Below are 13,747 nucleotides of genomic sequence, written 5' to 3'. Positions count from 1 at the left end.
CTCCCGCGCGGCGAATCCTGCCCGTCGCGAGCGACGGTGGAGCGTAAAGAAGAGGCGGCCTGCCGAGCAGGCCGCATCCCTTACTTGTTCTCCTTGACCTCTTCGAACTCAGCGTCGACCACGTCGTCACCGGCATCCTTGGCGTCGCCAGCGTCAGCCTGGGCGGCACCACCCTGCGGCTGCTCGGCATACATCTTCTGCGCCAGCGGCGTGGTGGCCTCGGACAGGGCGTTCATCTTGGCTTCGATGGCCTCCTTGTCGTCGCCTTTCACAGCCACTTCCAGTTCGCCAATGGCCTTCTCGATGGCCGCCTTCTCGTCGGCAGTGGCCTTGTCGCCCGCCTCGGTGAGCATCTTGCGGGTGGCGTGCACCAGCTGATCACCCTGGTTACGCGCAGTGGCCAGTTCTTCGAACTTACGGTCTTCCTCAGCGTTGGCCTCGGCATCACGCACCATACGCTCGATTTCCTCATCGGACAGACCGGAGTTGGCCTTGATCACGATGGACTGCTGCTTGCCAGTGGCCTTGTCCTTGGCGGACACGTGCAGGATGCCGTTGGCGTCGATATCGAAGGTCACTTCGATCTGCGGCACGCCACGCGGAGCCGGCGGAATCTCGGCCAGGTCGAACTTGCCCAGGGACTTGTTCTGGCCGGCCTGCTTGCGCTCACCCTGCAGCACGTGAATGGTCACGGCGCTCTGGTTGTCATCGGCAGTGGAGAACACCTGCGACTTCTTGGTCGGGATGGTGGTGTTCTTCTCGATCAGCGCAGTCATCACGCCGCCCATGGTTTCGATACCCAGGGTCAGCGGGGACACGTCGAGCAGCAGAACGTCCTTGACGTCACCAGCCAGAACGGCGCCCTGAATGGCTGCGCCCATGGCAACGGCTTCGTCCGGGTTGACGTCCTTGCGCGGTTCCTTGCCGAAGAACTCGGTCACCAACTTCTGCACCAGCGGCATACGGGTCTGACCACCGACCAGAATCACATCGTTGATAGAGCCGACGTCGACACCAGCATCTTTCAGCGCGATACGGCAAGGCTCGATGGTGCGCTGCACCAGATCCTCGACCAGCGACTCCAGCTTGGAGCGGGAGATCTTCACGTTCAGGTGCTTCGGACCGGTGGCATCTGCAGTGATATACGGCAGGTTGACGTCGGTCTGCTGGCTCGAGGACAGCTCGATCTTGGCCTTCTCTGCGGCCTCCTTCAGGCGCTGCATGGCCAGCGGGTCACCCTTGAGGTTCATGCCGGTTTCTTTCTTGAATTCGTCGACGAGGTAATCGATCAGACGAATGTCGAAGTCCTCACCACCGAGGAAGGTGTCGCCGTTGGTGGCCAACACTTCGAACTGGTGCTCGCCATCGACTTCGGCGATCTCGATCACCGACACGTCGAAGGTACCGCCACCCAGGTCATAGACGATCACGGTGTGGTCGCCCTTGGCCTTGTCCATACCGTACGCCAGCGCAGCCGCAGTCGGCTCGTTGATGATGCGCTTGACGTCCAGACCAGCGATGCGACCAGCATCCTTGGTAGCCTGACGCTGGCTGTCGTTGAAGTAAGCCGGGACGGTGATCACCGCCTCGGTGACTGCTTCGCCGAGATAGTCTTCGGCAGTCTTCTTCATCTTCTTGAGAATTTCAGCCGAGATTTGCGGCGGCGCCATTTTCTGGCCGTTCACTTCGACCCAGGCGTCACCGTTGTCCGCCTTGGCGATCTTGTACGGCACCATCTGAATGTCTTTTTGCACGACTTCTTCATCGAAACGACGACCGATCAGACGCTTCACCGCATACAGGGTGTTGTGCGGATTGGTCACAGCCTGACGCTTGGCCGACTGACCGACGAGAATTTCACCGTCATTGGCATAAGCAATGATGGACGGCGTGGTACGAGCGCCTTCGGCGTTCTCGATTACCTTGACGTTGCCGTTTTCCAGAATGGAGACGCAGGAGTTGGTGGTCCCCAGGTCGATACCGATAATTTTGCCCATGAATGTTCTCCCGAAACTTTGATTTTTCCGTCGCCTCGTTTCTCAGGCGCCGGCAGCACTAAAACGCTTGACTTAAAAATGGGGTCGCTACAGCTGATTTCAAGCCTGCTCGTCGATACTCGGCGGCGGCGTGGTTGGTGCCTTGCTGACCACGACCATGGCCGGGCGCAGCAGGCGACCGTTGAGCAGATAGCCCTTCTGGAACACCTTGAGCACCGAATTAGGCTCGGCATGAATGCTCTCTTCCATGGCCATGGCCTGGTGGTGCTCCGGGTTGAACGGCGCACCGTGCGGGTCGATGGCTTCCAGGTTGTAGCGAGCCAGCGTGTCGTGGAACAACTTGAGGGTCAGCTGCATACCTTCACGTACGGCCTTGATCGATACATCGTCAGGGCTGGACAGCTCCAGGCCACGCTCCAGGCTGTCGATTACCGGCAGCAGGTCGCCGGCAAATTTTTCCAGCGCAAACTTGTGCGCCTTTTCCACATCCTGCTCTGCGCGGCGACGCACGTTTTGTAGGTCGGCAGCCATGCGCAGCGACTGATCCTGCGCAGCGGCCAGTTGCTCTTCCAGCGTTTGCACGCGAGCAGCCAGATCGTCACTCGGCGCCACAGCATCCGCTGCCTGCGCTTCGGGATTCTGCGTATCCAGGGTCTGTTCGTCAGCCATGCCTTTCTCCTCTCGAAAAAACTGGCGCGATACCGGCTCGCGCTACTGACGCCTATATGGAGTCAATTCCACAGCTTTCAAGGGGCGATAGACGAGGATTGCCAGGAAAAGAAAAAACACTGTATAAATAACCAGACATCAATTCGGGAGCGTTCGCCATGCTGGTGCACCTGTCCATTCACAACTACGCCATCGTCGACCACCTGGATCTCGAGCTGGATGCCGGCATGAGCGCCATCAGCGGCGAGACCGGTGCCGGCAAGTCGATCATGCTCGACGCCCTCGGCCTGTGCCTGGGCGATCGCGCCGACAGCGGCGTGGTACGCCCAGGCAGTGACAAGGCGGACATTCTCGCCAGCTTTGACCTGGCGGACATTCCCGAAGCCCGCACCTGGCTTGCCGAGCGCGACCTGGACAGCGACGGCCCGTGCATCCTGCGCCGGGTGATCACCGCCGAGGGCCGCTCGCGCGGCTATATCAATGGCAGCCCCTGCCCGCAGGCCGATCTCAAGGCCCTTGGCGAACTGATCATCGATATCCACAGCCAGCACGAACATCAGTCGCTGCTCAAGACCGACACCCACCGTCGCCTGCTCGACGAATACGCCGGCAGCCAGGACCTCGCGCGCCAGGTGCAACTCGCCGCGCAGCGCTGGAAGCAGACGCGCAACGAACTTGAGCGCATCTCCAGCCAGAGCGACGAGCAGCGCGCCCGCCACCAGTTGCTAAGCTATCAACTGGAAGAGCTGGAAAATCTGGCGCTGGGCGACAACGAGCTGGAACAGCTGGAACAGGAACACAAGGCGCTGAGCAATGCTGAAGCGCTGCTCGCGGCCTGTCGCCAAGTGCTCGATTTGTGTAGCGAAAGCGATGCCGGCAACGTGCTGTCGGCGCTGACCGCCAGCCTCAACCGCCTGGGCGCCTTTGGCGGTCAGGGTGGCACCTTGAACGAAGCCAGCAACTTGCTGGCCAGCGCGCAGATCCAGGTAGAGGAAGCAGTCGGCGAGCTGAACCGCTTCCTCGATCACTTCGACGCCAACCCAGAGCGTCAGCAGTTTCTCGAAGAACGCCTGGACACCATCTACACCCTGGCCCGCAAGCACCGTATTCAACCAGCCGAACTGGCCGCCCTGCAGCAGCAATTGTTCGATGAGATCGAAGGCCTGAATGCCGACGATCAGGCCAGCGAACGCCTGGCCGAGGAGCTGGCGGCTTATGAGCGCCACTACCTGGAGAAAGCAGCCGAGCTCAGCACTCTGCGCAGCAATGCTGCCGAGCGCCTGGCCGCAGCCGTAGAGCAGGAGATGCAGGCACTGGGCATGCCCGGCGGTCGCTTCAATATTCAACTCCAGGCCATGAGCAGCGAAGAACCACACGCAAGCGGCCTGGAGACAGTGGAATTTCTGGTCAGCGCCAACCCTGGTCAGCCGTTACGCGGCCTGGCCAAGGTGGCATCTGGCGGTGAACTGTCACGCATCAGCCTGGCGATTCAGGTGATCACCGCACAGACCTCGCGCGTGCCGACCCTGGTATTCGACGAAGTGGACGTCGGTATCGGCGGCCCAACCGCAGAAGTGGTCGGGCAGTTGTTACGCCGTCTCGGCGAACGTGGCCAGGTGCTCTGCGTCACTCACCTGCCGCAAGTCGCCGCACAGGGCCACCAGCATCTGTTCGTGCACAAACGCCGCGGCGAAGATGCCACCTCTACCGCCGTGAGCAAGCTGGACGAAAGCGGCCGCGTCGAAGAGATCGCCCGCATGCTCGGTGGCGTCGACCTGACCGAGGAATCCCTGGCTCATGCGCGCAAGATGGTCACCAGCGCCCAGGCGGCGTGAGACACGCTTAGCGCGGACGCAATCCGGAAGCCCCCCAATTACAACCGGACCATGACAAAGCAAAAAGGCGACCCTAGGGTCTGTTGCCGTTTCACATGGGCAACCATAGGAATGCACAGGCCATGGCCACCACGCTCTCGTAATTTCTCTTGAGTTTGTCGAATCGAGAGGCCACCGCCCGCTAGTGCTTCAGCCGGGCGAAGGCGTTTTCTACCAGGTGGCGATTTCGGTATAGACCTCTGTCCAGATCCGCGTTGCCTTTCACAGAGTTACGCTTCCTCGGGATCACGGCCTTGGCCCCTTGTCGCTCAACCTGCTCTCGGATTCTCTCGCTGTCATAGCCCTTATCCGCAACGATGGTTTCTGCCGCTGGGAGCTTGGAAATCAATCCGGGTGCCTGAGTACAGTCATTGATTTGGCCTCCCGTGATTTCAAACTCGATGGGTAAGCCGTGGGCGTCCACTGCCAGATGAATCTTGCTGGTATTGCCGGCTCGGCTTTTCCCTATAGCTTCATCGTTTGCGCTGGCAGCACCTGCACTGTGCTGGTGAGCCTTGGCATGGCTGCCATCAATGAACACCCACTCCATGTCGGGCTCCACCACCAGCACCTTGAAGACCTTGAGCCATTTGCCGGCAGCAGACCATGCATTGAAGCGCTTGTAGACCTTATTCCAGTTGCCAAACGCCTTGGGCAGGTCTCTCCAGGGGCATCCCGTGCGCATGCGGTACAGCATGCCCTCCACGGTCATTCGTAGATCACGCTTGTTGTAGATGGCCTTGTGCAACAGAATTTCCCGCAGCTTCGACCAATGCTCATCGCTGAGCAGTAATCGGGGCATTGCAAGCTCGTATCGATGTCGGGTCAGAGCTTCAACGATACGAGTTTGCTCTTATAGATCAAGCGCTTAGCGCGAAACGGCAACACACCCTAGGCGTTAGCCGGCTTTTTCATGTCTGATCAGGACCGTTTACAGCCCGCGCAGCGCATCCAGCAGTGCCTGGTTCTGCCCCGGCGTACCGATGGTGATACGCAGGAACTGGGCGATGCGCTGCTGCTTGAAGTGACGCACGATCACGCCCTGCTCACGCAGGCCCGCGGCCAAAGTCGCTGCATCCTTGCCCGGATGACGGGCGAAGACGAAGTTCGCTGCCGAAGGCAGTACCTCGAAGCCCAGCCCCTGCAGGCCCGCAACCACCGCCTCACGACTCTCGATCACCTGCTGGCAGATTTTCTCGAAATAATCACGGTCCTCGAACGCTGCGGCTGCACCGGCGATGGCCGCTCGATCAAGCGGGTAGGAGTTGAAGCTGTTCTTGATTCGCTCCAGCGCTTCGATCAGATCCGGGTGGCCAACCGCGATGCCGACGCGCAGCCCAGCTAGCGAGCGCGACTTGGACAGGGTCTGGGTGACCAGCAGATTCGGGTACTTGTCGACCAGGGCGATGGCCGTCTGCCCACCGAAGTCGATATATGCCTCATCAACCAGCACTACCGAATCCGGGCTGCCTTGCAGCAGGCGCTCGATGGCGTCGAGCGGCAGCAGGCAACCCGTCGGAGCATTGGGGTTGGGGAAGATGATGCCAGCGTTCGGCCTGGCGTAATCCTCCACGCGGATCTGGAACTGCTCGTCCAGCGGCACCTGCTGCTGCTCGATACCGTACAGGCCGCAGTAAACCGGATAGAAGCTGTAACTGATATCCGGGAACAGCAAAGGCGCGTCATGCTGGAACAGGCCATGGAACGCATGCGCCAGCACCTCGTCAGAACCGTTGCCGACGAACACCTGGCTGGTCTGTACGCCGTAGTAGTCAGCGACCGCCTGCTTCAGGCGGTCGCTGTTGGGGTCCGGGTACAAACGCAAGTTGTCGTTGACCTCAGCCTGCATCGCCGCAATGGCCTTGGGCGACGGACCATAAGGGTTTTCGTTGGTATTGAGCTTGACCAGCTTGCTTAGCTTGGGCTGCTCACCTGGCACATAGGGCACCAGGTCTTTGACGAAGGGGCTCCAGAATTTGCTCATCCGCCCTTCTCTCCTCGAAATGCTTGAGTTGTCGTATGCATAGCGGTGGACAAGCGAAGCGTTGTCCACCCTACGTGGCCCTTAAGGCTTGATTCGGTACTCGGCGCTGCGCGCATGCGCGGTCAGCGACTCGCCACGGGCCAGCACCGAGGCGCTCTTGCCAAGCTCCGACGCGCCATCCGGCGAGCAGAAGATGATCGACGAGCGCTTCTGAAAGTCGTACACACCCAGCGGCGAGGAAAAACGCGCGGTGCCCGATGTTGGCAGCACGTGATTCGGGCCTGCCACGTAGTCGCCCAGGGCTTCTGCCGTGTAGCGGCCCATGAAGATCGCACCTGCGTGGCGAATCTCGGGCAGCCAGGCTTCCGGGTCGGCGACCGACAGCTCCAGGTGTTCGGGCGCGATACGGTTGGTCACCTCGATAGCCTGCGCCATGTCCGCCACCTGGATCAAGGCGCCGCGCCCCTCCAGCGAGGTACGGATGATCTCGGCCCGCTCCATGGTCGGCAGCAGCTTGGCGATGCTTTCAGCGACGCGGTCGAGGAAGGCGGCATCCGGGCTGACCAGAATCGACTGGGCGTCCTCATCGTGCTCAGCCTGGGAGAACAGATCCATGGCGATCCAGTCCGGGTCAGTCTGACCATCGCAGACCACGAGGATCTCCGACGGACCGGCGATCATGTCGATGCCCACCTTGCCGAACACATGGCGCTTGGCGGTGGCCACATAGATGTTGCCCGGACCGACGATCTTGTCCACCGGCGGCACGCTCTCGGTGCCGTAGGCCAACGCGGCCACAGCCTGGGCGCCACCGATGGTGAACACACGATCGACGCCGGCGATGGCGGCAGCAGCGAGAACGATCTCGTTGATCTCACCGCGCGGGGTCGGCACCACCATTACCACTTCCGGCACGCCGGCGACCTTGGCCGGAATGGCGTTCATCAGCACCGAGGACGGGTAGGACGCCTTGCCGCCCGGCACGTACAGGCCGGCGCGATCCAGCGGGGTGACCTTCTGCCCCAACACCGTGCCGTCGGCTTCGGTGTAGCGCCAAGAGTCCTGCTTCTGCTTCTCGTGGTAGCTGCGCACCCGCTCGGCGGCCACTTCCAGCGCCTGGCGCTGCTCGGCGCTGATACGGGTCAGGGCCAGTTCCAGGCGCTCGCGCGGCAGGATCAGGTCGGCCATGGAGGCGACCTGCAGACCATCGAAACGCTGGGTGTATTCGACCAGGGCGGCATCGCCGCGCTCACGCACGGCCTGGATGATTTCCAGCACGCGCTGGTTGACGCCATCGTCGGAGACACTTTCCCAGGACAGCAGATGATCCAGATGACGCGCGAAGTCCGTGTCGGCAGCGTTGAGTCGGCGGATGGCAACGGGTGCGGTCATAGCGAAAGCCTCATTAAATGGCGTGTTCTCGGGCGCCCGTAATGTAGCAAGCCCACCGTGCGGGCACCCAAGAAAAATGGCTATGACACGGATAGGCTGGAGAAAACTCTGAACAGTCACTCCCGCGAAGGCGGGAGCCCAGGTGCTGCATGTTCTGGGTTCCCGCCTTCGCGGGAATGACGACTGCTTCAGCGCTTACTCGAAAGAGATCAGTGCGGATGTCGCGCCTCGATGGCGCCACGCAGGGTATCGATCAGAGCCTGGATGCGCGCGTGCTGCATCTTCATCGAGGCCTTGTTGACGATCAGCCGCGAGCTGATGGTAGCAATCAGTTCCTGCGGTTCCAGGCCGTTGGCACGCAGGGTGTTGCCGGTGTCGACCACGTCGATGATCTTGTCGGCCAGGCCCACCAGCGGCGCCAGTTCCATCGAGCCGTACAGCTTGATGATGTCGACCTGACGGCCCTGCTCGGCGTAGTAGCGCTTGGCGACGTTGACGAACTTGGTGGCCACGCGCAGGCGGCCTTTCGGCTCCGGCGCACCGACCTTGCCAGCCGTCATCAGCTTGCACTTGGCGATCTGCAGATCCAGCGGCTCGTAGATGCCCTGGCCGCCGTACTCCATCAGTACATCCTTGCCGGCGACACCCAGATCAGCGGCACCGTGCTCGACATAGGTCGGCACATCGGTGGCACGCACGATCAGCAGGCGCACGTCATCCTGAGTGGTCGGGATGATCAGCTTGCGGCTCTTGTCCGGGTTCTCGGTCGGCTCGATGCCCGCTGCAGCCAGCAACGGCAGGGTGTCATCGAGAATGCGGCCTTTGGACAGGGCGATGGTCAACATGAAACGGTTTCCTTGAGCGGAAGCGGCCTCCCGAGAGGGGTGGCCACACTATCTGCGATCTCGCGAGCTAGAGTCATGCAAGGCAAAAACAGGCGAGGAAGCGGAGTTTACAAGTTGTAAATGAGCATTCCGAGCCTGTTTTTAACGCAGCAGGACCGACGCGCAGCAGATCGCCATCAACCCGGAACGCGGCGGATCTTGGCGCCGAGCAGTTGCAACTTCTCTTCGATGCACTCGTAACCACGGTCGATGTGATAAATGCGGTCGATCAGCGTATCGCCGTCAGCCACCAGCGCGGCCAGTACCAGACTCGCCGAGGCGCGCAGGTCGGTGGCCATAACAGGCGCGCCCTTGAGCTTGTCGACCCCGGTAACCACGGCAGTATTGCCTTCGACCAGGATATTGGCGCCCATGCGCAACATCTCGTAGACGTGCATGAAGCGGTTTTCGAACACGGTTTCGATGATGGTGCCAGTGCCTTCGGCCACCGCGTTCAGGGCGATAAACTGCGCCTGCATGTCGGTGGGGAACGCCGGATAGGGAGCGGTGCGCAGGTTGACGGCTTTCGGGCGCTTGCCCTTCATGTCCAGCTCGATCCAGTCCGGGCCGGTGGTGATTTCGGCGCCCGCTTCCTGCAGCTTGGCAAGTACGGCTTCCAGCGTCGAAGGATCGGCATCCTTGACCTTGACCCGACCACCGGTAACGGCGGCGGCGACCAGGTAGGTGCCGGTTTCGATACGGTCGGGCATGACGTTGAAACGCGCACCGTGCAGGCGCTCGACGCCGTCGATGATGATGGTATCGGTGCCGGCGCCCTGGATCTTCGCGCCCATGGCAATCAGGCAGTTGGCCAGGTCGACCACCTCAGGCTCACGCGCGGCGTTTTCCAGCACGCTGCGGCCCTTGGCCAGGGTCGCGGCCATCATGATGTTCTCGGTACCGGTCACGCTGACCACGTCGAAGAAGAAGTGCGCCCCGCGCAAGCCACCTTCCGGGGCCTTGGCCTTGATGTAGCCACCTTCGACATCGATGATCGCGCCCATGGCCTCGAGGCCACGGATGTGCAGATCGACCGGACGCGAACCGATCGCGCAACCACCGGGCAGCGCCACCTCGGCCTCACCGAAGCGGGCGACCATGGGGCCAAGCACCAGAATCGAGGCGCGCATGGTTTTTACCAGCTCGTAAGGCGCGACCAGGGTTTTGATCGCACGCGCATCAACTTCCACCGCCAGTTTTTCGTCGATCACCGGCTCGATGCCCATGCGGCCGAACAGCTCGATCATGGTGGTGATGTCGTGCAGGTGCGGCAGGTTGCAGATGGTGACGGGGGCGTCGCCCAGCAGGGTGGCCGCCAGAATCGGCAGAGCAGAGTTTTTCGCACCGGAAATGCGGATTTCGCCATCGAGGCGAGCGCCGCCGGTAATGATCAGTTTATCCATAGGAATCTCGTCGCCCGCAGGCTCAGGAACGCGCGGCCCAATCGGCCTGGCTGAAGAATTTCATGGTCACGGCGTGGATGCTGCCATCAGCGATCCAGGCATTGAGGTGGGCATAGATCTGCTGCTGACGCTTGACCGGGCTGAGTGCGGCCAGTTCGTCGCTGATCAGGTTGAGCTGGAAGTTGCAGCCTTCGCCTTCGACTTCCACCTGGGTATTCGGGAGTTTTTCCTCTAGGAGGCTTTTTACTTCTGCAGCCTGCATGCTCGACCTCGACTGACGCATTCGGGCTACCAGCGCCCGCGGGTCGGCCATCATACAAAAAAGCCTCCCGCCTGCGAACCCCGCCAGCAACGGCGCTGACGGAACGACGGGAAGCACTTCACGCTTGCAGCGGTAGCAACTCCAGCAGGCCGCTGACCTGAGCGATCTCTCGCATGTCGTCGGGCAGCGCACTGATTGTCAACTCACGCCCTGCCTTACGTGCATCACGCATGAACGCCAGCAACAGCGCCAGACCGACGCTGCTGGACTTTTCCACTGCGCTGCAGTCCAGTGCCAGACATGTCGCACTGCTTGCGGCGATCAGGCGCGCGCCCTGCTCACGCAGCAGCGGGCCGGTGCTGTAATCGAGCACGCCACTGAGCTGCAATTGCCCAGCGGCGCGCTCGCTGATTGTCGCCTGGCTCACGACTCGCCCCGAGCCTGACGAGCCCTGGCCACAGTATCGGCCCAGGTGTCGATGACCTTGTCGAGATCGTTGCGGTTGTTCTGCATCGACTGAGCGAACTGATCGCGGAACAACTTGCCGACGTTGATGCCGTTGATCACCACGTTACGCAACTTCCAGCCGCCATCCATCGACACCATGGTGTAGGACAGCGGATAAACCGCGCCCTTGCCGTCACGAATCTCCATGCCGACCGACGTGCGCTCGCCTTCGGCCCTGCCGCTGGCCGGCAGCACGCGAATGTCCTGATTGTTGTACTCGAGCAAGGCATTGCCATAGAACTGCATCAGGCTGCGCTTGAAGTTCTCCTGAAAGCGGCTCATCTGCTCAGGCGAGGCCTGGCGCGAGTAGCGCACGGTCATCACGCCACGGGCGATGCCATCGACATCCACCACCGGGCCGAGAATCTCGTTGAGCGAGTCGTAGAAAGCATTGGGGTTGCTGCGGTACTGCTCCTTGTTGGCCTTGAGGTCCGCCAGCAGGGTTTCGGTGGTTTGCTGCACCACTTCATGGGCGCTTGGCGCAGCGGTGGCCAGCAGCGGCATGGTAGCCAGCAACACCAGCAGGGAATTACGCACGGTTTTGAACATGTCAGGAGCCCTCATCAATTGGCTTCATCTTTATTGACCGAATTGAGCAGGAATTTGCCAATCAGGTCTTCCAGCACCAGCGAGGACTGCGTGTCGTGAATGGTGCCGCCGTCCTTGAGCACCTCCTCGTCACCACCAACGCTGATGCCGATGTATTTCTCACCGAGTAGCCCCGCAGTCAGGATCGACGCAGTGGAATCCTCAGGCAGGTTATTGACGCCACCATCGAGCTCCAGGGTCACCCGGCCCATGTAGCTGTCACGATCCAGATCGATCGCAGTGACCTTGCCGATGCTCACGCCGGCCATGGTGACCTTGGCGCGCACGGTCAGCCCGGCGATGTTGTCGAAATAGGCGTAGACCTTGTAGGTATCGCCAGCACTGCCGACGCTCAGGCCGCTGACGCGCAGGGCCAGCAACAGCAGGGCCAGCACACCGGCCATGAGGAACAGGCCGACACCAATCTCCAGCGTGCGGTTTTGCATCAGAAATCTCCAAACATCAAAGCGGTCAGAATGAAATCCAGCCCAAGCACGGCCAGCGAGGCGTACACCACGGTGCGCGTGGTCGCACGGCTGATGCCTTCGGAAGTGGGTTCACAGTCGTAGCCCTGGAACACGGCGATCCAGGTCACCACGAAGGCGAAGACGATGCTCTTGATCACGCCGTTGAGCACGTCGTCATAAAAAGAAACACTGTTCTGCATGTTCGACCAGAACGAGCCCTCGTAAACGCCCAGCCAATCCACGGCGACCATGGCCGCACCCCAGATGCCGACCACGCAGAAGATCATCGCCAGCAGCGGCATGGAAATGAAGCCGGCCCACAGCCGCGGCGCGACGATGTACTTGAGCGGGTCGACGCCAATCATCTCCAGGCTGGAGAGCTGCTCGGTGGACTTCATGTTGCCGATCTCGGCAGTCAGCGCCGAGCCGGCGCGACCGGCGAACAGCAACGCGGTCACCACCGGGCCAAGTTCACGCAGCAGGGTCAGGGCGACCATCTGCCCAACAGCCTGTTCGGAGCCATAGCTGACCAGAATGTTGTAGCCCTGCAGGGCCAACACCATGCCGATGAAGATGCCGGACACGACGATGATCGCCAGCGACATCACGCCAACCGCGAACAGTTGCTTGATCAACAGCTGCAAAGGCTTGCCGGCACGGCTGCGACCGAACAGAGCGCTGACCAGAAACAGCACCGAACGCCCCAGTGTCGCGACCACATCGATACCCGCACGACCGAACAGCCGCAGCCGTTCGAGCGGTGAATTTCTGCGCATCAACCTCTCCCCAACAGATCTTCGCGGTAGTCCGGCGCTGGAAAATGAAACGGCACCGGCCCATCCGGAATGCCCTTCATGAACTGGCGAATACGTGGATTATCCGACTCCATCAACTCGGCCGGAGTGCCCTGCCCCAACACCTGAGCATCACCGACGACATAGATGTAGTCGGCGATGCTGGCCGTTTCTGCAAGGTCGTGAGACACCACCACGCTGGTGATCCCCAGTGCATCGTTGAGCAGGCGGATCAGGCGCACCAGAACACCCATGGCGATGGGGTCCTGACCGACAAACGGCTCGTCATACAGCAGAATCTGCGGATCGAGCGCAATGGCTCGGGCCAGCGCGACACGGCGCTTCATGCCGCCAGACAGCTCGTCCGGCATCAGATCCAGCGCCCCGCGCAAGCCGACGGCCTGCAGTTTCATCAGGACGATGTCGCGGATCATTTCTTCAGAAAGCTTGGTGTGTACGCGCAGAGGGAACGCCACGTTCTCGAACACATCGAGATCGGTGAACAGCGCGCCGCTCTGGAACAGGACGCCCATCTGCTTGCGCATATCGAACAGTTCGTCGCGCGAGAGCTTCGGCAGGCTGACGCCGTCGACGCGCACATCGCCTGCAGAAGGACGCAGTTCGGCAGCGATCAGGCGCAGCAGCGTGGTCTTGCCGCAGCCGGAGGGGCCCATGATGCCGGTGACCTTGCCGCGCGGAATGCGGATATCGACCTTGTCGAAAATCGATCGCGCGCCACGCTGAAAGCTGACGCCCTGCAACTCGATCGCGTACTCGTGCTCGGCGCTCATCTGAACTCCTTGAAAATAAGGCCTTCCTGGCAGACGCCGCCTCCAGAAGCGAAGACACGCACCATCCAGAGAGGGCCAAAATGGCCGCGAACTATAGCATTTGCCGAACATGCCGCCCAATAGCGCCCCAAAGCG

The 13,747-nt window shown here is 61.3% G+C and carries 13 protein-coding genes and 1 pseudogene; 1 reads left to right on the top strand and 13 read right to left on the bottom strand.

The genetic code is table 11. From position 1 onward, the window contains the following. Nucleotides 1-80 precede the first annotated feature (80 nt). Complete coding sequence (gene dnaK, locus AAEQ75_RS12965; RefSeq protein ID WP_106735378.1) at nucleotides 81-1,997, bottom strand: molecular chaperone DnaK; 1,917 nt, start codon at nucleotides 1,995-1,997, stop codon at nucleotides 81-83. A gap of 99 nt (nucleotides 1,998-2,096) precedes the next feature. Beyond that, the gene (gene grpE / locus AAEQ75_RS12960) at nucleotides 2,097-2,666 is read right to left on the bottom strand and encodes a nucleotide exchange factor GrpE (protein WP_256832978.1); all 570 of its coding nucleotides are present in this window, start codon (nucleotides 2,664-2,666) and stop codon (nucleotides 2,097-2,099) included. Nucleotides 2,667-2,824: 158 nt separating this feature from the next. Between grpE and recN the strand changes: the two genes are divergently transcribed. Further along, on the top strand, nucleotides 2,825-4,501 hold the full coding sequence (gene recN, locus AAEQ75_RS12955; RefSeq protein ID WP_343349212.1) for a DNA repair protein RecN: 1,677 nt from the start codon (nucleotides 2,825-2,827) through the stop codon (nucleotides 4,499-4,501). Nucleotides 4,502-4,592: 91 nt separating this feature from the next. Here the strand turns inward: recN and AAEQ75_RS12950 are convergent. The 11 genes and pseudogenes from AAEQ75_RS12950 to AAEQ75_RS12900 form a co-directional block, all read right to left on the bottom strand. Next, nucleotides 4,593-5,342: pseudogene (locus AAEQ75_RS12950) on the bottom strand (IS5 family transposase). A 129-nt stretch (nucleotides 5,343-5,471) separates the two neighbouring features. Next, nucleotides 5,472-6,524, bottom strand: coding sequence for a histidinol-phosphate transaminase (gene hisC, locus AAEQ75_RS12945; RefSeq protein ID WP_343349210.1), 1,053 nt, complete (start codon nucleotides 6,522-6,524; stop codon nucleotides 5,472-5,474). A gap of 81 nt (nucleotides 6,525-6,605) precedes the next feature. Continuing rightward, a complete protein-coding gene (hisD, locus tag AAEQ75_RS12940; RefSeq protein ID WP_343349208.1) occupies nucleotides 6,606-7,916 on the bottom strand; it encodes a histidinol dehydrogenase in 1,311 nt (436 codons plus the stop codon). Between the two features lie 209 nt (nucleotides 7,917-8,125). Next, nucleotides 8,126-8,761: an ATP phosphoribosyltransferase gene (gene hisG, locus AAEQ75_RS12935; RefSeq protein ID WP_143506213.1), complete on the bottom strand. Its 636-nt coding sequence runs from the start codon at nucleotides 8,759-8,761 to the stop codon at nucleotides 8,126-8,128. A gap of 176 nt (nucleotides 8,762-8,937) precedes the next feature. Next, nucleotides 8,938-10,203, bottom strand: a complete 1,266-nt coding sequence (gene murA, locus AAEQ75_RS12930; RefSeq protein WP_106732748.1) for a UDP-N-acetylglucosamine 1-carboxyvinyltransferase — start codon at nucleotides 10,201-10,203, stop codon at nucleotides 8,938-8,940. Between the two features lie 22 nt (nucleotides 10,204-10,225). Continuing rightward, complete coding sequence (locus tag AAEQ75_RS12925; protein WP_003459267.1) at nucleotides 10,226-10,465, bottom strand: BolA family protein; 240 nt, start codon at nucleotides 10,463-10,465, stop codon at nucleotides 10,226-10,228. Nucleotides 10,466-10,583: 118 nt separating this feature from the next. Then, a complete protein-coding gene (locus AAEQ75_RS12920; RefSeq protein ID WP_343349203.1) occupies nucleotides 10,584-10,892 on the bottom strand; it encodes an STAS domain-containing protein in 309 nt (102 codons plus the stop codon). Next, nucleotides 10,889-11,521 (bottom strand): MlaC/ttg2D family ABC transporter substrate-binding protein, encoded by a 633-nt coding sequence (locus tag AAEQ75_RS12915; RefSeq protein WP_125833737.1) that lies wholly within the window; start codon nucleotides 11,519-11,521, stop codon nucleotides 10,889-10,891. The genes AAEQ75_RS12920 and AAEQ75_RS12915 overlap by 4 nt, the downstream gene beginning before the upstream one ends. Nucleotides 11,522-11,535: 14 nt before the next feature. Continuing rightward, nucleotides 11,536-12,006 carry an outer membrane lipid asymmetry maintenance protein MlaD gene (mlaD, locus tag AAEQ75_RS12910; protein WP_343349200.1) on the bottom strand — a complete coding sequence of 157 codons (471 nt, stop codon included), beginning with the start codon at nucleotides 12,004-12,006 and terminating at the stop codon, nucleotides 11,536-11,538. Next, the gene (gene mlaE, locus AAEQ75_RS12905) at nucleotides 12,006-12,803 is read right to left on the bottom strand and encodes a lipid asymmetry maintenance ABC transporter permease subunit MlaE (RefSeq protein ID WP_106732742.1); all 798 of its coding nucleotides are present in this window, start codon (nucleotides 12,801-12,803) and stop codon (nucleotides 12,006-12,008) included. Before mlaE ends, mlaD begins: the two co-directional genes overlap by 1 nt. Continuing rightward, a complete protein-coding gene (locus AAEQ75_RS12900) occupies nucleotides 12,803-13,612 on the bottom strand; it encodes an ABC transporter ATP-binding protein (RefSeq protein WP_343349197.1) in 810 nt (269 codons plus the stop codon). The genes mlaE and AAEQ75_RS12900 overlap by 1 nt, the downstream gene beginning before the upstream one ends. Between the last annotated feature and the right edge of the window lie 135 nt (nucleotides 13,613-13,747).

Source organism: Pseudomonas sediminis (assembly GCF_039555755.1).
Lineage (GTDB): Bacteria > Pseudomonadota > Gammaproteobacteria > Pseudomonadales > Pseudomonadaceae > Aquipseudomonas > Aquipseudomonas mendocina_D.
This window is presented reverse-complemented; position numbering and strand designations above follow the sequence as displayed.

Excerpts from the sequence above, each read along its gene's own strand:
- AAEQ75_RS12900 (WP_343349197.1), bottom strand. The coding sequence starts at position 13,612 with ATGAGCGCCGAGCACGAGTACGCGATCGAGTTGCAGGGCGTCAGCTTT.
- AAEQ75_RS12915 (WP_125833737.1), bottom strand. The coding sequence starts at position 11,521 with ATGTTCAAAACCGTGCGTAATTCCCTGCTGGTGTTGCTGGCTACCATG.
- hisC (WP_343349210.1), bottom strand. The coding sequence starts at position 6,524 with ATGAGCAAATTCTGGAGCCCCTTCGTCAAAGACCTGGTGCCCTATGTG.
- murA (WP_106732748.1), bottom strand. The coding sequence starts at position 10,203 with ATGGATAAACTGATCATTACCGGCGGCGCTCGCCTCGATGGCGAAATC.
- mlaE (WP_106732742.1), bottom strand. The coding sequence starts at position 12,803 with ATGCGCAGAAATTCACCGCTCGAACGGCTGCGGCTGTTCGGTCGTGCG.
- grpE (WP_256832978.1), bottom strand. The coding sequence starts at position 2,666 with ATGGCTGACGAACAGACCCTGGATACGCAGAATCCCGAAGCGCAGGCA.
- mlaD (WP_343349200.1), bottom strand. The coding sequence starts at position 12,006 with ATGCAAAACCGCACGCTGGAGATTGGTGTCGGCCTGTTCCTCATGGCC.
- recN (WP_343349212.1), top strand. The coding sequence starts at position 2,825 with ATGCTGGTGCACCTGTCCATTCACAACTACGCCATCGTCGACCACCTG.
- hisG (WP_143506213.1), bottom strand. The coding sequence starts at position 8,761 with ATGTTGACCATCGCCCTGTCCAAAGGCCGCATTCTCGATGACACCCTG.
- hisD (WP_343349208.1), bottom strand. The coding sequence starts at position 7,916 with ATGACCGCACCCGTTGCCATCCGCCGACTCAACGCTGCCGACACGGAC.
- dnaK (WP_106735378.1), bottom strand. The coding sequence starts at position 1,997 with ATGGGCAAAATTATCGGTATCGACCTGGGGACCACCAACTCCTGCGTC.
- AAEQ75_RS12925 (WP_003459267.1), bottom strand. The coding sequence starts at position 10,465 with ATGCAGGCTGCAGAAGTAAAAAGCCTCCTAGAGGAAAAACTCCCGAAT.